Raw genomic sequence first — 22,015 nt, 5'->3', positions numbered from 1 at the left:
TTCCCAAATGCTTGTCTCCGGCAGACACTGTGCCCATGAATCACTTTCTTTCCCCCTCCGCATTTCCCGCTTGCCGACGCCCCACCTTCCTCCCCACTACTTTCCTCACCCTTCTTTCGCTTCTTATTCTGTCTTGCCCACCGGCCACGGCCTATGTCGACCCTGCTTCCGGCAAACCTAGCCCGGCGCGGGTACTACGCGGATTCGACGCCCCAGAACAAAAGTGGAGCCCTGGCCACCGCGGCGTCGACATGGCCCTATCGGTGGGCTCACCGGTGGTAGCCTCCGAAGATGGCGAAGTCGCCTTTGTGGGCACGGTGGCCGGCAAACCAGTTGTCTCCATTGCTCACGCGGATGGAGTGAGAACGACGTATCAGCCCGTGCACGGCTCCGTAAAGCAGGGCCAAGAAGTCCGCGAGGGCCAAGTTATTGGCCGTTTAGGCAATCCCGTCGATGGCTATCCCGGACTGCACTGGGGCGCACTCATCGCAAAGGATACCTACATAGACCCTTTAACCCTGCTGGATATGCCGGCAATTCGCCTCAAACCGCTTTAGGCTCGGGGATGGGCTTGGCCGTATACGCGTTGCAAGCGCTGCGCGGACACGTGGGTATAAATCTGCGTGGTATTAAGCGAGGAGTGCCCCAGTAGTTCTTGCACTACGCGCAAATCTGCCCCGCCTTCTAAAAGGTGGGTTGCGGCAGAGTGGCGCACCCCGTGCGGGGTAAGCCCCTGTGTACCAGTGACTTTGGCGGCCTTTTCTACAATGCGGCGCACCTGGCGTTGATCGATGCGCCCTCCCCTGCTGCCAACAAAAACCGCTTCAGTATCGGCCGCAGCGATTTCTCCACGGCCTTTGTCAATCCACTGCTTTAGGGCGTCTTCCGCTGCGTGCCCGAAAGGCACTACACGCTGCTTATTGCCCTTACCGGTAACGTGCAAGGTACCGCGTTGAAAATCAATATCGCCTAGGTCCAGCCGGACCAACTCCGCCACGCGCATACCGGAGGCATAGAGCAACTCCAGGATGGCGCTATCGCGAAGGAAGTGGACTTCATCGGCAGAGACCGCATTGCCCATAAGCTCGCCGGCCTGCTCAGGAGCGAGAACCGTGGGAAGGTGACGCCCCACTTTGGGCGTAACTAGTCGGGCAGCAACGTCTCGCTTAAGGTGCCCTTCGCGCACTGCCCAAGTAGAAAAACCCTTCGCTGCCGCGGTGCGCCGTGCCAGGGTGGAACGCGACTTTCCTTCTGTAACAGCTTCTGCCAACCATTGGCGCAGGCTGTTGAGGTCAAACTCCGCGAAGGTAGGCACGCTGCGTGCAAGGTCGCGCAAGTCGGAGCGATACCCGCGCACCGTCGCTTCTGCGCGGCCTTTGACATGTAGTTGGAAATCCGCGAAGTCCTCAATGGCCTCAGCCATCTGCCCCTCAACTTTCGGAGCCTTCGCGGACTTTCCATCTTCACTCATGCCACAGCAGTGTACTCGCTTTTATTCTGTTTCCCGGCGCGCCCAGGTATTGCCATGGCGGACGACAACGCACATCTTTTCCAGTGCCAGTAGTAAGTGAACTGTCAGCGGTAAACGAAATCCCGCTTCGCGGGCAATGTCTTCTGCCGTTGCTTTCTCCTGTCCTAGCGGTGGCGTCGCGTCAAAGACGCGTAACTCATTGCGGGAGAGGCGTTGGGTCATGGTTGCCGCAAAATTGATTTCGTACTGTGCGCCTGGGTCCACTTCCCCGGCGCGACTTACTAGAGCGCGAATTTCATCAGCACTGGTAACCAACTGTGCGCGGCCTTCTTGAATGCACTGGTGGCAGCCCAACGAACCGCTAGTAGTTATCGGCCCGGGCACCGCCATCGCAACGCGCCCAAGCGCTTCTGCCCAGTTGAGGGTGTTCAATGCGCCCGATCGAAATGCCGCCTCCATAACGACCGTGCCGTGGCTCAATGCTGCCACTAAGCGATTGCGTGTTAAGAACCTGTGGCGCTTCGGCGCGGTTTCCGGTGCGAATTCAGAAACGATGCAGCCGTTATCTGCAATCTTGGCAAATAAGTTGGCATTGCGGGCTGGGTAATCCCTATCGATGCCACACGCTGCTATAGCTACCGTGCGCCCGTTGTTGTGCAACGCTGTTTCGTGCGCGACGGTATCCACTCCCAGCGCGCCGCCAGATATTGGAGTCCATTCATGCTGAACCAATCCGGACACGACGTTTTGGGTGGCCTGCCAGCCATAGCGAGAAATAGCACGAGTTCCGACGATGGCTACAGCTTGAGCAACCTCTGCTTGCAATGGCGCACCGCGCACCCACAGGCTATGCGGTGGCAATGCTTGGTCATCAAAAGTAGCTGGGGCCTCCCCGCTGTGCTGATAGAAGCCGAATGCAGAGTCAAACTCTTCTGTGGGCCACTCTGGGCTTTCTGCCGTAATGAGCCGTGCCCCAACCCTTTCGGCTGCCGCCATGTCTTCGGCTTGCCGCAACCAGTCATAGCGAGAGGCCGTGCGCGCCAAAAGCGGACCAATCCAGTCAGCACGGTGATAGATTCCGTGGGCGATTTCCTCTGCTGGGTACTGCGTTAGCAAGGCCTGCAGAGCAGCAGAGGGGCCTTCCACCACTCGGTTGAGGTATACCCAGGTCGCATACGGAGTAGAGAGGTCGAGTTCGCTCATGCCGCGAGCCTCCCTACATTAATTGAGCCGCGCAGATCGAGCGCGCGCCCCACTTCATCCAGGTCCGGCTGCGCCTTTCCTGCTAGATCCGCCAGGGTCCAGGAGAGCTTCAATACGCGGTCCACTCCGCGCTGGGATATTTCGCCATCTGCCAAATAAGCGGACAGCATTACCATCGCGGCTTCGGCGGCTGGCCTCTTTCGGCGCAAATAGGACGAAGGCACTTCCCCATTGGTGCGCGCGGTGATGCCATCCGCCCACCAGCGCGCGGCGGCACGTTCACGGGCAGCGGCGACGCGCTCGGCGATAACTGCGGATTCCTCTTCTCCCTCCGCGTTAATAGTTGCCGCCTGCCCCGTTAGCGTGACCACCATATCCAGACGGTCTCGCAGCGGACCGGAGAGGTTGGATAGATAGTTCATGCGTTCATGCGGATTGCACCTGCACTTGGACGGGTCTTCGGCCGCACACCTGCACGGGTTTGCCGCCATGACCAGTTGGAAGCGAGCAGGATAGGTAACCTCGCGGCGCGAGCGCGCCAACCGCACGTGTCCTTCCTCCAGCGGTGCACGCAATCCATCGAGTACCGGCGCGGCTACTTCACTGGCCTCGTCGAGAAAGAGCACACCATTGTGAGCCAAGCTCACCGCACCAGGTCGCGGATGACCGGAACCGCCGCCAAGTAATGCGGCCCGAGTTACCGAGGCATGCGGGGCAATGAATGGGGCGCGTTCGATAACCTCACCTGGAGTTCCGGTTAGCGAATGAATCGCAGTGGTTTCTATCTGCTGATCTGGGGTAAGCGTAGGCAGGATGGTGGGCAGACGCGAGGCGATCATGGACTTTCCAGACCCAGGCGGCCCGATCATCATCAAGTGGTGGCCGCCGGCAGCAGCAACCTCGGCAGCCCATTTGGCATTGGATTGACCAGCGATATCGCTAAAGTCGAGTCGCGACGCCGCCGCAGGCGCGGGGCTGAGCGACCCCGAAAAGCTTCCAGCCTGCGGCAGCCCACGGTTACTGCAAGCCCAGCTGAAGGCTTCCTTCAACGACGACGCAACGAGTACGTCCATGTCCGGCACCAATGTGGCCTCTGCGGCATTGCCAGGCGGAACGATAAGAGTTGTTATTCCCTGTTCCCGTGCGGCGAGAAGAGCGGGGATAATGCCTGCTACAGACCGAACGGAGCCGTCGAGACCGAGCTCGCCCAGGACCAAGGTGCGCTGGAGACGTTGGGCGGGCGAGGGAGTACTGCCATAAGACGGGAAGTCGGCCTCCGCCTGTGCCGCGAGGATCGCAAGCGCTATGGGTAGGTCAAAGTGGGACCCGGATTTGGGAAGCGAAGCCGGGGACATGGAGACCACCACTTTGGTCTTGGGCCAGGGAAGATGGGAATTAAAGGCTGCGGTCCTGATCCGGTCCCGGGATTCGGAGATTGCGGTATCCGTCTGGCCTACAACGTGAATGCCCGGCAGCCCGTGACCGACGTTCGCCTCCACGTCAACCAACTGGGCTAAGACTCCGTTGAGGGACATGGTCAAACAATTACCTAGAGCCATCTTCGACCCCCTTGAAGTGTTCCAGCACGAATCCTTGCCCCTGCGCGACCAAGGCAATGACGTCGAATCGCACCTCAGACAGTGGCTTTCCATCAAGCCACTGCGCCGCGGCTTTGCGCAGGCGCGCGAGCTTCTGCGGGGTTACGGCCTCAGCTACCCCGTAGTTGGAATTGGCGCGGGTCTTAACCTCGACAAAGACGATGGTTCCGTTAGGTTCTCGGGCGATGAGATCGATTTCTCCCACCCGATAAGAGACGTTGGCAGCGATGATTTCTGCCCCGCGCTCGCGCAGATAGCGCGCTGCGAAGGCCTCTCCCCTTTTGCCTAAGACTTGTTTATGGCGAGGCTTCTTCGTGGCCAAGCGGTGTTCTGAATTAAAGTGCATTGCGGTTTATCCTTGTGCGTTGGGAAATTCATTGGCCAGCACAGAACACCGCAGCTGGTAAGGCTTACACAAGGGACGCAAAAGCAAAAAGACCCTAGCTGTGGATAACTAGGCTCTGCAACTCTGTTATCCACAGCTAGGGCGCGGCGCCGCGTGCGCCGGCTTGACAAAACTATTCCGGCATCATGAATTCCGGCTTATCCAGCTCCTCGATGTTGACGTCCTTGTAGGTGATAACGCGGACGTAGCGCACAAAGCGCGCGGAGCGGTACATATCCCATACCCAAGCATCGGACATGCGCACCTCGTAGTAGACATCAGGCCCAGAGGTATGCGGAATGAGCTCTACCGCATTAGCCAGATAAAAGCGCCGCTCAGTTTCAACGACATAGGAAAACTGGCTGACAACGTCCCGGTACTCGCGGTAGAGGGACAGCTCTACCTCAGCCTCGTAGTTATCGAGTTCCTCTGCACTCACGGTGGACCTCCAGGTTGTGGGTTAGCTCGCTATAGCTTAGCGCGAGAAAGGCTAGATTTTAGCTAGGCACGCGCGGCAAACTCCGCATGAGCGCGACGGACATTCTCGTAGCTCATCCGGTGCTCCGGACACGCTCCTAGCGCCGCAATTGCGGCCTCATGCGCCTTGGTCCCATACCCCTTATGGCTGGCCAACCCGTATCCGGGGTACCGCACATCCAGTTCGTGCATCAGGTGATCGCGGCTGACTTTGGCCAATACACTCGCCGCGGCGATACACCGTGCGGCCGCATCGCCGCCAATAATGGGCAGGTGGGGTTGGGTGAGGCCGGGGATAAAGAGGGCGTCGGTAAGCACATAGCCCGGACGCGCTTCCAGGCGCGCAACCGCCCTGCGCATGCCGGAAATATTGGCGTGTTGGATGCCGCGCTTATCGATGTCCCCCGCACCAATATGCACCACAGACCAGTCCACAGCCTTGTCTTTAATGAGAGGAAAGAGCTTCTCGCGCTGTTTGGGAGTTAGCTTCTTTGAATCTGTAAGCTGTGCCAACTCCTTGATCGGTCGATCGGGCATGACACAGGCTGCGATGGTAATCGGTCCGCAGCAGGCACCGCGCCCAGCCTCATCCACGCCGGCTACCGGACCTAAACCGGCCTTGCTCAATGCGACCTCGTAGGTGCGTCGCTGTTTAAGCCGCCGCATGCGAAATTTCCGGATGCTCCACCCCGCCCCAACGCGAAAGCGGCAAAATGACGGCCTCGACGCGCCCGCGGACATTGTCTACGGGCACGGTGCCCTGCAGGTGGTCGCCCAAGTGCGCACGGGAATCGAGAGAGTTGGTGCGATTATCACCCATCACCCAAAGGTTTCCTTCGGGGACGGTGACCGGGCCAAAATACTCGCCGCCGCACTCCTGCGAGCCCACGCTGGGGTCTACGGGAATCTCCGGTGGATCGAGAACGAAGGATTGGTCAATAGGCTTTCCGTCCACCATGACCGCAGGGTCGCCAGCCTGACAGCTCACCGTCTGCCCGCCGGTAGCAATAACGCGCTTTACCAGGATATTTTCCCCATTAGGAAGCAGCCCTACGGCCGCCAAGGCATTTTGTGCGCCGCGCACAAAAATATTGGACGAGCGATTGACCTCAAACTCGTTATTCCACGACTCGGGCCCTTCAAAAACCACAACCTCCCCAGGCTTGGGGTCCGTGAAGTAGTAGCTGACCTTTTGCACGGCAATGCGATCATTTTTGCAGCCGGCACACCCGTGCAGGGTGGGTTCCATCGAAGCAGAAGGAATGACATACATCCGCCCCACTAGCGCCTGCAGGAGCACTAGCAGGACAAAGCCTGCCACCACGGGGATGAGAAAATCCCGGGTGCGCAGGCGTTGGGAGGAAGGCTTATTCCTGAATGTCCGGGTCATCGACCCCACCAATGCGGGTAAACGGCCAGAATACGAATTTCACCTTGCCGCGGACGTTTTCTACTGGAACCGTGCCATGGAACTTATCGGTCATGTGGTAACGAGAATCGGCCGAAGCAGTTCGGTTATCGCCCATCACCCAGATATTGCCCTCCGGTACCTCGACGGGACCAAAGTACGGACCACCGCAGGCCTCCGAGCCGGTCGACTCATCTACCGGGTACGTTGGCGGGTCTTGCACATAGTCTTGTTCGATGGGCTTGCCATCTACCATGACGGCAGGATCGCCCTCCTGGCAGGACACCGTCTGTCCGCCGGTAGCAACCACGCGCTTGACCAGAGTATTTTCGTCTGGCGGTGCCAAAGATACGAAGCTCAACGCATCCTGCACGCCATGAATGATCGGATTGGACGAGCGCGGTGAGACGTAGCTGGAATTCCAGTCCTCAGTGCCTTTAAATACAACGACATCGCCTGGTTCTGGCTCGCCGTCACCGTAGTAAGAGATCTTTTCCGTAAAGATGCGGTCATTCGTGCAGCCCTCGCAGCCGTGGAGAGTCGGCTCCATCGAACCCGACGGGATCACATACTGCCGGCCGATAAAGTTCTGGAATAGTCCGACGATCACGAGAACCGTCGCTACTACCAGAAGGGTTTCCAGCAGCCACGGCATTTCTTTCTTCTTAGTCGCCTCTTTGCCTTGCTGGGCGGCCTCGCCCTGTACTGGGTGGGCCCCCTCGCCTTCTGGCGGCTGTTCCTGCGAGATGCTGTCTTTATTCACGCGCTAGATCCTAGCAACCCCACGCACCGTTTCCGGTCTTATCCCCCTCGCTGCAGGGGGATTCACAGTGAACTTTCCGTTTAGATCATGCTTCTAACTTTGGAATAAGCGCAATTGGGTATTAAAAATCCCCTTGCGCCCACAGTGGGGCGCAAGGGGAAGCTGGCGCGCAGCGCGCTAGTACTAGCGACGCTCCTTGATGCGAGCCTTCTTGCCGCGCAGATCACGCAGGTAGTAGAGCTTCGCACGGCGGACGCGGCCACGGCGGGAGACCTTGATGGACTCCAGGTTCGGGGAGTGAACCGGGAAGGTACGCTCAACGCCGATACCGAAGGAGACCTTACGAACGGTGAAGGTCTCACGGATGCCGGAGCCCTGGCGACGGATGCAGATGCCCTTGAAGAGCTGTGCACGCTCGTTGTTGCCCTCGATAACCTTTACGTTAACGTCGAGGGTATCGCCTGGGCGGAAGGACGGGATATCGTCGCGCAGCTGTGCTGCATCGACCTTGTCAATAATGTTGGACATGCCAATATTCCTTTTCAGTTTGGGACAGAGGACCCTAGCGGCGTACTGCCTAACCGGTTCGTGCCCGTTACATAGAACGGTGCACTATTTTTCCACATACGCCAGCCGGAACCAAATTCTCATATCGCAAGCTTGCTTGCTCTGCCCAAGGTTCCTCACCGCAGTGCAAGGAACCTAGAAACCTGCCTTCTTCAGAGCATCGGCCATGGCTCCACCACCGCCGGCGCTGCCCGCACCACCCGTGCGGCCGCGCGAACCGCCCCGGGATCCGCGGCCGGACTTGTGGCCGGAGCGCTTTCCTTCTCCCCTGCCGCCGGACTTGGCGGAACCGCGTGGGGAATCACCGCGGCGTTTGGGAGCCGGCTGCCCCGGTTCATCATCCAAACGCAGGGAGAGGCCGATGCGCTGGCGCTCCACATCAACCTCCATGACCTTCACCTTGACCACCTGGCCAGAGCGCACGACCTCGTGCGGATCGGAGACAAACTTGTGGCTCATGGCAGAAACGTGGACGAGGCCATCCTGATGGACTCCGACATCCACGAAGGCGCCAAATGCCGCCACGTTGGTCACCGTGCCCTCAAGAATCATGCCCGGGGTGAGATCGGAGACCTTATGTACGCCTTCTTTAAAGGTGGCGGTCTTAAACTCAGGGCGCGGATCGCGTCCGGGCTTATCTAGCTCGGCGATGATATCGGTCACCGTAGGAATGCCGAAAATCTCGTCTGCAAAGTCTGCTGGCGCCAGCGTGCTGAGTACGCGGGTATTGCCAATAAGTTCAGAAATACCCAGGCCCGTCTTCTCCGCGATGCGGGAGACGACAGGATAGGCCTCTGGGTGTACGGCAGAGGAATCCAGTGGATCGGTACCGCCGTTGATGCGGAGGAAGCCCGCAGACTGCTCAAAGGCCTTAGGTCCAAGACGCGGTACCTTCTTCAGTTCCTTGCGGGAAGCGAAAGAACCGTGTTCATTGCGGTAGGCCACGATATTGGCGGCGATGGTGGAATTGACACCAGCTACGCGCTCAAGCAGCGGGACGGAAGCGGTATTGAGATCTACGCCCACGCCGTTTACCGCACTTTCCACGACGCCATCGAGGGTGCGGGCGAGCGCCGTCTGGTTAACGTCGTGCTGGTACTGCCCCACACCAATGGCCTTCGGATCGATCTTGACCAACTCAGCCAAAGGATCCTGCAAGCGGCGAGCGATGGAAACCGCGCCGCGCAGTGAGACATCCATGTCGGGAAATTCCTCCGCCGCAAGCGGCGAGGCGGAATAGACCGAGGCGCCGGACTCGGAAACCACGACGGGCGTGGGTCGCTGGCCGCCGGCCTGTTTAATTAGGTCCGCAATTTCCTGAGCAAGCTTCTCGGTCTCGCGGGAGGCGGTGCCGTTGCCGATGGCCATAAGGTCTACAGAATGCTTGGCGCACAGGGTCGACAGCGTCTGAACTGCTTGACTCCACTGATTTTGCGGCTGATGCGGGTAGACAATGGCGGTGTCGAGCACCTTGCCGGTTTTGTCCACTACCGCGCACTTCACACCATTGCGGTAACCCGGATCCAAGCCGATGGTGGAACGTTGGCCAGCAGGTGCCGCGAGCAGCACGTCGCGCAAATTGGTGGCAAAGATCTTCAGCGCGCCTTCCTCCGCAATCTCTTTCAGCCGCATGCGAACGTCCAGGCTGGAGGAAATATAGAGCTTGGTGCGCCAGCCCCAATGGACGGCGTCGGCAAGCCACTTGGAGGAGCGATCCAGCTCGAAGCGGGAGGCAATTACATCCTCGTAGTCGGCGTCATCGCCGGCATCTAGCTGTAGCTGCAGCACTCCCTCATTCTCGCCGCGCAACAGCGCCAAAATGCGGTGCGAAGGCAGCTTGTGGAAGGGCTCGTTGAAATCGAAGTAATCCTTAAACTTCGCGCCTTCGGCTTCCTTGCCCTCAACAACGTGCGCGCCCATGGAGCCTTCAGTGAACATACGCTCGCGCACTTCACCCACCAGATCCGCATCGAGCGCGAAACGGTCCACCAAGATGGCGCGGGCGCCGTCGAGGGCCTTCTTGGTGTCCTCAAAGCCCTCGGTAACAAACCCCTGTGCCAGCTCTTCTGGAGCGGCGTTGGGATCCGCAATGAGCTTATCGGTCAGCTCCTCTAGGCCGGCTTCGCGGGCAATATCGGCCTTGGTTTTGCGGCGCTTCTTATACGGCAGATACAAATCCTCTAGGCGCGCTTTGGTTTCGCAGGCAAGGATTTGCTCCTTGAGGGCGTCGCTAAGCTTGCCCTGCTCTTCAATCGCCGCAAGGATGGTCTCCTTGCGCTCCTGCAGTTCCTTCAAGTAGTTCGCGCGCTCTTCAACGGTACGCAGCTGGGAATCATCCAGCCCGCCGGTGGCCTCCTTGCGGTAGCGGGCGATAAAGGGCACTGTATTGCCCTCCGCAAGCAGCTGCAACGCGGTAGAAACCTGCGATTCCTTAACGTTGAGCTCGGCGGCGATAGTGGCCGCAATATTCACGTGGTCTCCTCACTCTTTCTCGAGGTTTGGGATTAGACCCACCCAATTTACCGCACGACCCCTCTACCGCCTTCGCTTGCCGACGCCCCCTTCAACGCAAAACCCCCTTTCCGGAAAGGAAAGGAGGAAGGTGCGCCGCAGGCCTAGTGGATAACCACGCGGGCTCTATCGCCGCCGGTGCAAGTAACCCGGGCGGAACTACCGGAGCAGTACATGGTGTAGGTACCACCGGTGGTCGGCGAATGGACACTCAAGGTGACGTTGGTGCCGCCGCCTGCAACCCAGTTATTCATAAAAGCGGTATAGACGTTGCGAGCAAAAGGACTGGAAGTCGGTCCAGTCGCATAATAGTTAGGGAAATCACCCCAGGAATGTCCATTGCTAGAGCCAGCGGAACCAGCCTGTGCCGGCGCTGGTGCTGGGGCGTCCTTGGTCTTGGTCACCGTGACCGGGCTGGAATCTTCATCCTCATCCTCAGCATCGTCCTTAGACGAGGAACCGGAGTGCTTGCTAGATCCGGAGCCGGAGCCGCTATTGGCATCAGCCTGCTGGAATTGACTATCGGCGGCCGCGCTAGTCGATGCATCGTCCTTGTTATTGGTCACGAACATGATGACCATGGCTGCCACCGCGATAACCGCCACAATGGCTGCGATAATCGCGGCGATCGTGGCGCCACCTACGCCACCGCTTTGCTGCGGCTGGGAATAATACTGCTGATTGTACTGGGGCGGCTGTTGGTTATATCCACCGTAGTTATTGCCATTGGGAGCCGTCATATTTAAGGGACCACCTTGGGAATAGGAATCTGGAGGGAATGTCCCCTTCACTATAACCTTAGAAGGCATATGCGCTGCAGTTTAGGCATGAAAAAGCGCTAAATAATTGTCTAGATTCCGCTTATAACCCAGAATCCGCCCGCCACACCGCCGGGGCACCAAGCCCCATCTCCGTAAAACCGATTTCCGCACTGCCTACCCACGAGGCTGCCGGCGGCAAGCAGTCTGCTACTAAGGAAGCCACCGTGGCCAGGGGCTGCGTGGTCTTTCCGTTTACGATGAGCCGCCACACCGGTATTCCTTGTGGCCACTGGCCAAATCTGAAGCGATATTCCTGCGCTAGCGGGCTGCTTTCAGTGCATTCCTCCGCTACCTGGAGAGCGAAAATGCTTAGCGGCTCAAAGCCCCGTGCCCGCAGCGCCTCTGGCAATGCTTCGAGGCTTTTCTCCCACTTCTTGGGCTCTATGAGCACGGAAAGATCGGCGCTTACCTCCATTAGCCTTCACCCTGTGTGCTGGCTTCTTGTTCCAACTGCGCGATGAAAGCCTTGTCGTCCTTATCGAGCTCAGCCGCCTCCAAAAGTTCGGGACGGCGTTGCCACGTGCGCAGCAATGCCTGTTCCCTCCGCCATGTGTCTACCAAACCGTGGTTTCCCGAGGTGAGCACGTCCGGCACGGCTAGGCCACGCCACTCTCGCGGCTTGGTATAGCTCGGGCCTTCCAAGAGACCATCAGAAAAGGAATCTTCCTCATGAGAGCGCTTATTTCCCAGCACACCGGGGATGAGTCGCACTACGGCCTCTGCAATCACCAACGTTGCCACTTCCCCACCGATCAGCACATAATCGCCGATGGAAACCTCGCGCACGCGGTAGCGCCGAGCGGCGTCATCCACCACGCGCTGATCGATGCCCTCATAACGCCCGCAGGCAAAAACAATGTGCTCCTCATTGGACCACGCCCGCGCATCTGCTTGGCTAAACGGTTTTCCCGTTGGCGTCGGCACGATAAGCAGTGGGAGGTCGCTATCCTCATCGGCCGTGGCATCAACCGTATAGGCTTGTGCCTCTACCCCTTCTAGTTCATCGTGGCGTGGACGGTTCAGATGGGGCAGCGCCGATTCTAAGTTGGGCGCACTTTCTTGTGCGGCGACGCTATCGAGCGCTGGCCCCCATACCTCCGGCTTCATAACCATGCCGGGGCCGCCACCGAACGGCGAATCATCGACGGACTTATGCGCATCCGTAGCCCACTGCCGCAGGTCGTGCACACCTACTTCAAGGCGACCTTGTTCAATGGCCTTTCCCAAAAGCGCATGCCGCAACGGGTCTAGGTACTCCGGAAAGATGGTGATGACGTCAAGCCTCATAGGTCAAGCAGTCCTTCCGGTGGATCGATGGTGCACGTTCCGGCCTCAAGGTTCACCTCAGGAACAATGGCATGCACGAAGGGAATGAGCGCCTCCTTGCTGTTGTCGAGTTCTACCTCCAACAAATCCTGGCTTCCGCCGTGGATGACCGATGTGACCTTACCGACTTCCTTGCCAGCTAAAAGAACGCGAAGCCCTTCCAGCTCATGGTCATAAAAGCCATCATCATCACTGTCTAGCGGAGCGGCAAAGAACTTGGTACCGCGGAGGCTATCCGCCACTGTTCGGTCTTTGATCTCTTCGAAGGTAATGAGCAACCTTCCCTTATGGCTGCGGACCGCCTTGATAGTTAGTGTGTGCTCCTTCTTGCCCTGCGTGCCATGAAGCACTTCCCCTACCGCAAAGCGCACCTCCGGTTCATCCGTAGTGGCTTCTACTACCGCTTCACCTTTCACGCCGTGTGATTTAATCACGCGACCAATCATCAATTCCATAGCGGAAAGTCTACAACACAGACCTCTTTGCCCTTGTCAGTCATGAATTTTGGCGCTTTGGAAAGCAAACCCAGATTTTGAGTATTGTTGCCGTTAAAGTGGGCTTATGAGCGATCTACCGACCAACTCCCCGGACACGTTTGGCGCGGCTTCTCATTCAGGCGAGGATTCCGTAATGTCCGCGCTAAACCTGCTGGACATCGCGCCTGATACCGATCCGCACCGCCCGCGCCCGGGCGTACAGCGCGTCTTGAGCGCCGATGGTGCCAACCTCATTCTCTTTAGCTTTGCGCCTGGACAGTCCCTGCCCAACCATAAGGCCGCACATCCCATCACCGTGCAGGCGCTGCGCGGTGAGCTTAACTTCAGCTACGGCAGTGAAACCATCCCGCTCACCCCCGGCTCTATCGTGCACCTTCCTGCATATGAGGTGCATAAAGTCGAGGCCACGCCGGAGAGCGGCGACCCTTCTACCCCCGCAATTTTGCTGCTCACCATGCTAACCAAATAATTTATATGCACATAAGTTTTGGTGATAAAATGAGTTTTATGGAAACGCACAATAAGCCCTACCATCATGGAAACCTCCACGATGAGCTGCTCCGTATCGCTGTTCAACTAGGCAAAAGAAGCGGCCCCGAAGCAATTACCGTTCGTGCGGTAACCCGCGAAGCAGGAGTGTCCCCTACCTCCGCATACCGCCACTTCAAGGACCAAGAAGAACTGCACGACAAGGTCGCCGAACTTGCCACCGATGAGTTGGTCCGGCGTTTACACGAGACTACCGAGACTGCAGAGGGCCTAGATTTTCCAGAGCACCTTATGCAAATTGGTTACGCTTACCTCGAGTTTGCCTTGGATGAGACCAATTTCTTCCGCTGCATGCTGGAGTGGAAGGCACTGCGTTTCATGCTTGGCGTCGATCCCAATACGGAAGATGATCCGAAGATGGATCACCTACAGCAGATTCGCGATTTCTTTGCCCTGTTGTCCCGCCACGCCGAAGCACTGGACAATACCACTGAGCCTACGTATTTCCTGCAAAATGCTCTGCTGGCCTGGTCGGCTATTCATGGATTTACCGTGCTTGCCATCAACGGCCCTATGTCGCAGCTTCCACGCGAGCAGATCCTCGAGCTTTTCACACCGGTTGTTGCAGGCGCCCTGCGCGGCATGGACTTTAAGCAACCCTCTAACGTCTACAGCCGCTACTCCAACTACAAGCCACAGAACTAAAGGCGAACTGGCATATCCCGACATGGATGCCGCAAGTTTCCTAGCGCGTCACCGCCAGTAGCGACCGCGTACGCAGCCCCGGCAAGGACTAGCGTGCGCGGTCGCTATAGTGTGCCGGCGTTCTTCCGCGAAAAATAAAGGCCCCGCTACTACGACCAGTGATCGTAGCGGCGGGGCCCGAAGCTAAAGCGCTATGCGCTTAACGAGGGAGGCAGATTACTCTGCGGACTCCTCAGAGGCTTCCTCAGCCTTCTCCTCGGCCTCAGCGTCAGCTTCGCCGGCGGCAGCAGCGGCAGCCTCTGCAGCAGCAGCTTCCTCAGCAGCCTTCTTCTCAGCCTCTTCCTTGGCCTTCTTCTTCTTTTCAGTGATGGCCTCGATGGTCGGGCCATTGTTAGCCTCAGCCAGTGCCTCGTTGAAGATCTCCAGCTTGGACTTCTTCTCCTCAGCAACCTTCAGGGTGCCCTCTGCGCCCGGCAGGCCCTTGTGCTTCTGCCAGTCACCGGTGACCTTCAGCAGAGCGAGAACCGGCTCGGTTGGCTGTGCGCCAACGGACAGCCAGTGCTGTGCACGCTCGGAATCGATCTGGATGAGGGAAGGCTCTTCCTTCGGGTGGTAGATACCGATGTTCTCGATGACCTTGCCGTTACGACGGGTGCGGGCATCAGCAATAACAACGCGGTACTCAGCAGCGCGGACCTTGCCCAGGCGCTGCAGCTTGATCTTGACAGCCATGTTGGCTCCTTTACTAGTCACTGGGCAGTACAGACGCGCACTAGATTGTGCGCCGGTTCAACCCTTGGATTTTATCTGCGCGTGACATACCGGCCGACCGTGGACGGAAACGGTGCTACGCAGAATATTACGTTCTTCAGTTTATCTAGCTCAGAAATCCGAGCAGACAACCTGAAATATTTTAGCGCGAGTAGCTGCATTTTCAAAAATTACTACGCCACGCACGCAGGTTCGTTATGCCTGCGATACTGAAGCAGAGTACCCTTAAGGGCCGAATATAGACATTTCGTTTCATATGTATGGCGCGCCTTCCGCCCCACCATTCAGGCATAGGCGCACGAAAAGACAGTTTATGACTAAAGAATCACCGCGAAATTTCCGGTACCGCTATGACCTTGATGGCCTGCGCGGTATTGCCATCGGCCTAGTAGTTATCTACCACGTATTCGTCGGACGGGTATCCGGCGGCGTCGACGTATTCCTGCTGCTATCCGGCTACTTCTTCTTGGGCTCCCAGCTGCGCTACGCAAGCAAGCCCAACGCCTCGCTGAACCCATGGTGGCCCATCTGGCGCACCTTGCGACGCCTAGTGCCGAGCTTGGTTCTGGTCATCGGTGTGACCTACATTCTAGTGCGAATTTTCACCCCGCAGCTCATGCGCACCGAGCTCACCCAGCAGATTACAGCCACCATGCTGTATTACCAGAACTGGGAGCTAGCGGAACAAAACGCCGACTACACGGCGGCCGCGGCCGATACCTCGCCGCTGCAGCACATGTGGTCCATGGCCGTGCAGGGTCAGTTCTACATCATGGGCATTGCCTTCGCGCTCATCTTGGCTGCCATCATGAAGTTCCGGCCGAAGCAGCAGCCTTTGGGCAAGCGCAGCTTCCCCACGGTCAACCAGATTGCTGGCCCGATCCTCATCGTGGTCACCATCGCCTCCTTCGCCTATGCTTCGCGCCACGGCCTCTACGGAACTCCGGAGAACTACTATTCCACTTGGTCGCGCGCTTGGGAGTTGACCTTGGGCGCGGTCTTGGCCATCTACGGTTCCTCCTGGAAGATTCCAGCCCGCCTCTATGACCTCTTTACCGGCCTGGGCCTTCTGATGCTCATCTTTACTGGTGCCATCATCGCGGATACCACTGCGTATCCTGGCCCGCTTTCCCTCTTGCCACTAGGCGGCGCCGTGCTCATTATCTTGGGCGGCGGTGGCAAGATTTCCAAGGCCATGGCCTCCAAGCAAGCGCGCTGGCTGGGCGATGTAGCCTACCCGCTCTACCTGTGGCACTGGCCATTGCTCATTTTGTCCACCTCCTACCTGGGTCAAGAAACCCCGTCGTGGTGGTTGGGCGTCATCATTATCGTCATTTCGCTAGTGTTGGCGGACCTCACGCACCGCTTTTTGGAAAAGCCCCTGCGCCAGCATCGCAAGCGCCCCACGGCCGAGGATCTGCCGGTACGTAAGGGCCTTTCGACCTTGCAGAAACCCGCCGGTGCCGCCCGCGGTGTGGGCGGCGTCGTAGTCGCTGCGGCTGTTGTCGGCCTCTTGGCTATCCAGCCACTGTGGATGCGCACCCTTGATGATGCTGATGCGGAGCTTTTGGATCCTGCCCTCTACCCCGGCGCAACGACGTTCATCAACGACATCACCCCGCCGGATAACGTGGAGGTCAAGCCTGATCCGATTCTGGCCGGCGGAATCCAGCCACCAGTAGCGACAAATTGGTGCTTCGTGCCAGATAGCCAGCCCGCTGACTTCTTCTTCGAAACCCGCAAGGACGGCAAGACCCCCTGCATTTTCGGTGACCCCAACGCAGAGAAGGAAGTCTATTTGGTCGGCGGTTCCCACGCGGAGCAGTATTCTGCCCCGCTGGACCGCTTAGGCAAGGAAATGGGCTTTAAGCTGGTACCACTGCTGCGCCAGGGCTGCCCGATTGAATTGGGTGACGATGTCACCGTGACCCCAGAGTGTGCCGAGTGGGGCAAGCTGGTCATGGATCGCATCGAAGAGGCGAACCCGGCCTTGGTTATCTCAAATACCACTCGCCCGCAAAATGAATTTGGCACCGGCCCCGATGCCGTGCCCGCCGGCTACCAGGCATTCTGGGAGGAATTGGCCGAACGCGATATTCCCTTCTTGGGCTTCCGCGATAACCCGTGGGGATTCGACGAAGAAGGCCGTCCACGCGAGTTTGATGAGTGCTACGTCGCTACTGAAGATGCCTACGGCTGCGGCATGCGCTTTGAGCAGGTCTACCAGCCTTATGACCCCGGTGCAGTCGTGCTGTCGGAGTACCAGAATATGCTCTCGATCGATACCGCTCCGTGGTTCTGCGATGCCAATGGTGACTGCCCGGTCATCATCGGCAATACGATGGTCTACCGCGACATGCACCACATCACCAACGCTTTTGCGGAATCAGCAATGCCGATGATTCGCGAGGCCCTAAAGCCCTTCCTCAACGGGGAAAAAGTCCAGCAGGAAGCCCCGGATATTCCACCGGAGCAGGCTGCAGGAGCCGTAGAGCAAGCACCCGCAGCACCTACCAACGCCGGCAAGCAGCATGCCAACCCCGTCCCCTACCCCAACGCTGCACAAGACGATGCCGTCTAGGCCATAGCTCGGTCGTGCACAAGCCCCGAGGGCGAAGGCGCCTCATGCGAAGGCGCGCTGGGGCTTAGGGCGGCGTCGGCAAGCGTATAAGAAGGAGGCTCCCGCAGCAACGCGGAAGCCTCCTTCTTTATGCTTTAAGGCTGGGAAAACTACTTTTTACCCTTGCCAAAGTCCAGGTTGTCGAGATCGATATTTTCCATTCCCTTCGGCATCTTTGGCATGCCGGGCATACCTGGCATGCCACCGCCGCCGCCCATTTGCTGCTGGAGCTTTTGCAGCTCCTCCATGGACGGCATACCGCCGCCACCGGGCATTCCTGGCATTCCGCCCATGCCCGGCATACCGCCCGGCATCTTCGGGCCGCGGTTGCCGCCGCCTTTGCCCTTCTTTCGCTTGCCATTCTTGCCCTTGCGGCCCTTGGGCTTCTTCTTGGTAGCGGAGCGACCACCCATGCCGCCCATGCCGAATTGGCCGGCCATCTTGGACATCATCTTCTTAGCTTGGTTGAAGCGCTCAATGAGCTGGTTGACCTCGGAAACGCTAACACCAGAACCATTAGCAATGCGCTTGCGGCGCGAAGCATTGAGAATCTTCGGATCCTCGCGCTCCTGCGGCGTCATACCGCGAATAATCGCCTGGATGCGGTCCAGCTGCTTTTCATCCACCATGGCGGCCATTTCATTCATCTGCTTGCCGCCGGGCATCATCTTCAGCAGGTTGCCGATGGGGCCCATCTTGCGGATCATCAGCATCTGCTCAAGGAAGTCATTGAGCGTCAGCTCGCCAGAGCCCAGCTTAGAGGCTGCCTCCTCAGCTTTCTGGTGGTCCAGGGTTGCTTCAGCCTGCTCGATAAGGGAGAGCAAATCACCCATGCCCAGAATGCGGCTGGACATGCGCTCCGGGTGGAAGACATCGAAATCATCGAGCTTCTCACCGGTAGAGGCGTACATGATGGGCTTGCCGGTGACCTCACGGATAGACAAGGCCGCACCACCACGGGCGTCACCGTCCAGCTTGGTGAGAACGACGCCGGTAAAGTCCACGCCATCGCGGAAGGCCTCGGCCGTCTGCACGGCGTCCTGGCCGATCATCGAGTCGATGACAAAAAGGACTTCGTCCGGGTTGACGGCATCGCGGATATTGCGAGCCTGCGTCATCAGGGTCTCATCAATGCCCAAGCGGCCAGCGGTATCGATGATGACCACATCGTGCTGCTTCTGCTTAGCCTCAGCAATGCCCTGCTTGGCGACGTCCACCGGGTCCCCGTGCGAGGTACCCATTTCATGCTCGTTGGAGTCTAGGGAGGTTCCCGGATCCGGTGCGAAAGTCGGCACCTCAGCGCGCTCGCCGACAATTTGCAGCTGCTGCACCGCGCCTGGACGCTGCAAGTCACAGGCCACCAGCATCGGGGTATGGCCCTGCTTAGCTAGGTGCTTGGCCAACTTACCGGCCAGGGTGGTTTTACCAGCACCCTGCAGGCCGGCGAGCATGATCACCGTCGGCGGGTTCTTAGCCAAGTTCAGGCGGCGGGTTTCGCCACCAAGGATCTCAATGAGCTCCTCATTGACGATCTTGACTACCTGCTGCGCCGGGTTGAGCGCCTCAGAGACTTCCGCGCCGCGGGCACGTTCCTTGATGCGCTTGATAAAACCACGGACGACGGTCAAAGACACGTCGGCTTCCAGCAGCGCGAGGCGGATCTCGCGAGCGGTGGCATTGATATCAGCCTCGGTCAGTTTGCCCTTACCGCGCAGGCCCGCCAGGGCTGACTGTAGGCGGTCTGATAGTGAGTCAAACACTACGGATGCGCTCCCTTAATTTAGATCGATCTAAAGTTCAACTATTCAATCTTAGTCCCTAGCCAGGGCCCTGGTCACATTCCCCACCACGGTAGCGCGAGAAACCTGCCCGGCAAGGTACACATTGACGATCATCGTCGCGCCCATAATCTCATGGCGCAGCCATACAAAGTCCGGCAATGCCTCTACCAAGTGCCCTAAAGCGCCGATGCGCTCAACCGTCCGGATGACCAAAATGCCGCCCACATCGAATGCCGCAGTGGTCACCTCTCCCGCAATGGCCGGCAGCTCCGTATAAGTTCGTGAGTTATAGGACTGAATAAACCTTATCTCCTGCGCTGCCTCCTTTAGGGTCTGTTGCACCGTGCGGATAAAGAACTCCGCCTTATAGGCACCGTCCTCCTCGCGAACGATATTCGCCCGCACGATGGTCCACCCCAGCGCCGATAGCAAAGCGAAGATGCGCTTTAGCTCCCCTTGAGAGGTACCGCACCACGACACGCTGACTTCTTGGTCTTCCCAATCCACTGTGAGCGCAACGCCTTCGCTAGATAGCGGTACATGCACAGCAGGACGGTCGAGAACACGCGGTTTGAGCGCCTCGAGTGCCCGCGCGACGATCAGCTTCTGTGCTTGCTTCACTCGCGGTGTCCACACGCCAGGCCCGGTCGATTGGGCATCAGCCTCAGCCAACACCGCTAACAGGGATATAGTCAGCTGGTCATAATGCGCGGCAGCCAAGAGGGCATCGCGAGCGGCATCGGAAGCCGGGTCCATCGTCGCCGCTAACCGCGCCAAGGTGGTATGTTCTGCCACCAGGGTTTGGGCGCGCGACCTATCGGCGACGCTCAACCGCATACGGGCTGCCTGGCGGGTAATCATCTCCGCACCTACTTGCGCATGAGGGCGCCCGTAGCCCTTGCCTATGTCATGGTAAAGCGCCGCCAAAAGCAATAAATCCGGACGAGCCACCGAGGTACGCATTTCCGCACAGCGGGTAACCGTAGCGATGAGATGATGGTCCACTGCATGGACGTGGCTGCGCTCGCGCGGCAATAAGCCGCGCACATGCCCCCATTCTGGGACTAAGCGTTCCCATAGGCCATAGCGGTCCAAGTCCTGTATGACACGCGGCGTGCATCGCGGGGAGGACAAAATAGCGAAGAAATCATCCACCGCTGCCCGCGGCCAGCGTGGCGGCAGCTCGGGCAGATCTTGAAGCTGGTGCCACGTGGTCTCGGCGATGATATATCCCGTGCGCGCCGCGGCAGCCGCCACGCGGGTGAGAAGCCACGGGTCCTCTACATTTGGCTTGCGCGAAAGGAAAATGCTGCCGGTCTCAGCCACGACGTCCACATCGAGCGGGCGGCGCCGGCCCCGGCCGGTCGCTGAAGCATTACGGCCTAGCACCCCACGGGCGGTTGCAAGGCCGCGCTCCACCGCCTTATTGACCGTGGCCGCAGCGCTGACCAAAGCTGCCGTCAGTGCGTAGCGGCTTTCAAAACCCAGATCCGCCGCTACGTCCGCGGCGAACTCGGGATCCAGTATGTCCCGGTGGCGCCGGGCTGTGACGTGCAGGAGCGTGCGGGCGTCGAGAAGCAGCCGCTGCTCAACGTCCAAATCTGGAAAGTCGCACAGGTTACCCAAGGCCATCGCGCGCAAGAGCTGAATATCGCGCAGTCCCCCGCGCCCATTCTTCAGGTCCGGGTTCGTCATCGCTGCCACCGCGCCCGAACGTTTCCACCGAGTAATCGCGGTATCCAAGAAATCATCAAAGCCGCGCTGCAGCTGGCGCCGCCACGCCGCAAGCAATTGCGCCCGCGCCTCATCCACCAGGACCTTGCGCCCTGCTACAAAGGCCAAATCCAACTGGGCAAAGCCGGCAGAGGCATCCTCGGCGGCAATCGCCCCGCACTCTTGTGGGGTGCGCAGGGCATAATCCAGGCGGTACTTGGCATCCCACACGGGATACCACAGCTGCTCCACCAGAGCCGGATCTGGCTCGTGGCCTTCCGGATAGATGAGGATGACATCAATATCCGAGTACGGAGTCATCTCATTGCGGGCAAAGGAACCGGTGGCAGCGAGCGCGGTTCCTGGAGGAAGCTCGAGACTGCGCAATACACGAAGCGCCGAGGCATGGGCCTCGGCGCGAATCTGTGCGGCGGTATGCATGCGGGCTTAAAGTGCCGCCTCGCCGCGCTCGCCAGTGCGCACACGAATGGCATCTTCAACTGGGGTTACCCACAGCTTGCCGTCGCCGATCTTGCCCGTGTAGGCAGCATCCACGATGGCATTAATGATGTCTTCAACGTGGTCATCGGCCGCAACAACCTCCAGCTTAACCTTGGGCACAAAGTCAGTGGCGTATTCTGCTCCGCGGTATACCTCGCTGTGTCCACGCTGCTGCCCAAAGCCCTGGCTTTCAGTAACAGTGAGGCCGCGTACTTCCTGCTGCTCCAGAGCCTGACGGATTTCCGGCAGGGTGAAGGGCTTAACGATGGCCGTGATGAGTTTCATTGTTACTCCTTGCTAACTCTTCGGGGCGGGTCTAGAGGCACCGAATAACGTGCATCCATTCTAGCCCGAGCACAGCAATTGCTGTGCAACTTTTTCCACATTGTGAATCCAGGGCGCTGGTGG

Annotated in this window: 22 protein-coding genes; 4 read left to right on the top strand and 18 right to left on the bottom strand. The window is 58.8% G+C overall.

Translation table 11 applies throughout. From position 1 onward, the window contains the following. Positions 1-35: 35 nt before the first annotated feature. Entirely contained in the window at positions 36-557 is a 522-nt protein-coding gene (locus ACKFRY_RS07020; RefSeq protein ID WP_408922544.1) for a M23 family metallopeptidase, read from the top strand. Here the strand turns inward: ACKFRY_RS07020 and ACKFRY_RS07015 are convergent. From ACKFRY_RS07015 to rimM, 14 genes are all read right to left on the bottom strand, one after another. Then, a complete protein-coding gene (locus tag ACKFRY_RS07015; RefSeq protein WP_250412598.1) occupies positions 554-1,471 on the bottom strand; it encodes a tyrosine recombinase XerC in 918 nt (305 codons plus the stop codon). The genes ACKFRY_RS07020 and ACKFRY_RS07015 overlap by 4 nt on opposite strands. Positions 1,472-1,492: 21 nt before the next feature. After that, positions 1,493-2,674, bottom strand: coding sequence for a DNA-processing protein DprA (gene dprA, locus ACKFRY_RS07010; RefSeq protein ID WP_408922543.1), 1,182 nt, complete (start codon positions 2,672-2,674; stop codon positions 1,493-1,495). Further along, positions 2,671-4,233 carry a YifB family Mg chelatase-like AAA ATPase gene (locus ACKFRY_RS07005; RefSeq protein WP_040425282.1) on the bottom strand — a complete coding sequence of 521 codons (1,563 nt, stop codon included), beginning with the start codon at positions 4,231-4,233 and terminating at the stop codon, positions 2,671-2,673. Before ACKFRY_RS07005 ends, dprA begins: the two co-directional genes overlap by 4 nt. After that, positions 4,220-4,618, bottom strand: coding sequence for a YraN family protein (locus ACKFRY_RS07000; RefSeq protein ID WP_408922542.1), 399 nt, complete (start codon positions 4,616-4,618; stop codon positions 4,220-4,222). The genes ACKFRY_RS07005 and ACKFRY_RS07000 overlap by 14 nt, the downstream gene beginning before the upstream one ends. A 172-nt stretch (positions 4,619-4,790) precedes the next feature. Beyond that, positions 4,791-5,096, bottom strand: coding sequence for a DUF2469 domain-containing protein (locus ACKFRY_RS06995; protein ID WP_005325239.1), 306 nt, complete (start codon positions 5,094-5,096; stop codon positions 4,791-4,793). A gap of 62 nt (positions 5,097-5,158) precedes the next feature. Next, positions 5,159-5,800, bottom strand: a complete 642-nt coding sequence (locus tag ACKFRY_RS06990) for a ribonuclease HII (protein ID WP_005325240.1) — start codon at positions 5,798-5,800, stop codon at positions 5,159-5,161. Next, on the bottom strand, positions 5,787-6,524 hold the full coding sequence (gene lepB, locus ACKFRY_RS06985; protein ID WP_005325241.1) for a signal peptidase I: 738 nt from the start codon (positions 6,522-6,524) through the stop codon (positions 5,787-5,789). The genes ACKFRY_RS06990 and lepB (ACKFRY_RS06985) overlap by 14 nt, the downstream gene beginning before the upstream one ends. Next, positions 6,502-7,305 carry a signal peptidase I gene (gene lepB, locus ACKFRY_RS06980; RefSeq protein WP_005325243.1) on the bottom strand — a complete coding sequence of 268 codons (804 nt, stop codon included), beginning with the start codon at positions 7,303-7,305 and terminating at the stop codon, positions 6,502-6,504. The genes lepB (ACKFRY_RS06985) and lepB (ACKFRY_RS06980) overlap by 23 nt, the downstream gene beginning before the upstream one ends. Before the next feature lie 183 nt (positions 7,306-7,488). Beyond that, a complete protein-coding gene (gene rplS, locus ACKFRY_RS06975; RefSeq protein ID WP_005325245.1) occupies positions 7,489-7,833 on the bottom strand; it encodes a 50S ribosomal protein L19 in 345 nt (114 codons plus the stop codon). A gap of 174 nt (positions 7,834-8,007) precedes the next feature. Beyond that, the gene (locus ACKFRY_RS06970; RefSeq protein ID WP_408922541.1) at positions 8,008-10,344 is read right to left on the bottom strand and encodes a Tex family protein; all 2,337 of its coding nucleotides are present in this window, start codon (positions 10,342-10,344) and stop codon (positions 8,008-8,010) included. Positions 10,345-10,487: 143 nt separating this feature from the next. Further along, positions 10,488-11,123 carry a hypothetical protein gene (locus ACKFRY_RS06965; RefSeq protein WP_408922540.1) on the bottom strand — a complete coding sequence of 212 codons (636 nt, stop codon included), beginning with the start codon at positions 11,121-11,123 and terminating at the stop codon, positions 10,488-10,490. 121 nt (positions 11,124-11,244) lie between these two features. Further along, positions 11,245-11,619, bottom strand: a complete 375-nt coding sequence (locus ACKFRY_RS06960; RefSeq protein WP_005328746.1) for a hypothetical protein — start codon at positions 11,617-11,619, stop codon at positions 11,245-11,247. Continuing rightward, positions 11,619-12,491, bottom strand: coding sequence for a tRNA (guanosine(37)-N1)-methyltransferase TrmD (trmD, locus tag ACKFRY_RS06955; protein WP_408922539.1), 873 nt, complete (start codon positions 12,489-12,491; stop codon positions 11,619-11,621). Before trmD ends, ACKFRY_RS06960 begins: the two co-directional genes overlap by 1 nt. Continuing rightward, on the bottom strand, positions 12,488-12,985 hold the full coding sequence (gene rimM / locus ACKFRY_RS06950) for a ribosome maturation factor RimM (RefSeq protein ID WP_250408289.1): 498 nt from the start codon (positions 12,983-12,985) through the stop codon (positions 12,488-12,490). The genes trmD and rimM overlap by 4 nt, the downstream gene beginning before the upstream one ends. Before the next feature lie 106 nt (positions 12,986-13,091). Here rimM and ACKFRY_RS06945 point away from each other — a divergent pair, with 106 nt between their 5' ends. After that, a complete protein-coding gene (locus ACKFRY_RS06945) occupies positions 13,092-13,496 on the top strand; it encodes a cupin domain-containing protein (protein WP_005325256.1) in 405 nt (134 codons plus the stop codon). Between the two features lie 38 nt (positions 13,497-13,534). Beyond that, a complete protein-coding gene (locus ACKFRY_RS06940) occupies positions 13,535-14,221 on the top strand; it encodes a TetR/AcrR family transcriptional regulator (RefSeq protein WP_234447297.1) in 687 nt (228 codons plus the stop codon). A 216-nt stretch (positions 14,222-14,437) separates the two neighbouring features. Here ACKFRY_RS06940 and rpsP read toward each other — a convergent pair whose 3' ends face one another. Beyond that, positions 14,438-14,953 carry a 30S ribosomal protein S16 gene (gene rpsP / locus ACKFRY_RS06935; RefSeq protein ID WP_005325261.1) on the bottom strand — a complete coding sequence of 172 codons (516 nt, stop codon included), beginning with the start codon at positions 14,951-14,953 and terminating at the stop codon, positions 14,438-14,440. A 352-nt stretch (positions 14,954-15,305) separates the two neighbouring features. Here rpsP and ACKFRY_RS06930 point away from each other — a divergent pair, with 352 nt between their 5' ends. After that, positions 15,306-17,573 (top strand): acyltransferase family protein, encoded by a 2,268-nt coding sequence (locus tag ACKFRY_RS06930; RefSeq protein WP_408922538.1) that lies wholly within the window; start codon positions 15,306-15,308, stop codon positions 17,571-17,573. Between the two features lie 149 nt (positions 17,574-17,722). Here ACKFRY_RS06930 and ffh read toward each other — a convergent pair whose 3' ends face one another. Genes ffh through ACKFRY_RS06915 form a run of 3 tightly spaced genes read right to left on the bottom strand, consistent with a single transcriptional unit; the run spans position 17,723 to position 21,892 of the window. Further along, on the bottom strand, positions 17,723-19,372 hold the full coding sequence (ffh, locus tag ACKFRY_RS06925) for a signal recognition particle protein (protein WP_005325263.1): 1,650 nt from the start codon (positions 19,370-19,372) through the stop codon (positions 17,723-17,725). A gap of 51 nt (positions 19,373-19,423) precedes the next feature. Further along, a complete protein-coding gene (locus ACKFRY_RS06920) occupies positions 19,424-21,547 on the bottom strand; it encodes a [protein-PII] uridylyltransferase (RefSeq protein ID WP_408922537.1) in 2,124 nt (707 codons plus the stop codon). 6 nt (positions 21,548-21,553) lie between these two features. Further along, a complete protein-coding gene (locus ACKFRY_RS06915; protein WP_005325265.1) occupies positions 21,554-21,892 on the bottom strand; it encodes a P-II family nitrogen regulator in 339 nt (112 codons plus the stop codon). Positions 21,893-22,015: the final 123 nt, after the last annotated feature.

The organism is Corynebacterium tuberculostearicum (genome assembly GCF_046097255.1).
Lineage (GTDB): Bacteria > Actinomycetota > Actinomycetes > Mycobacteriales > Mycobacteriaceae > Corynebacterium > Corynebacterium tuberculostearicum_J.
Note: the sequence above shows the minus strand (reverse complement) of the source record. Positions and strands in the feature narration are given on the sequence as shown.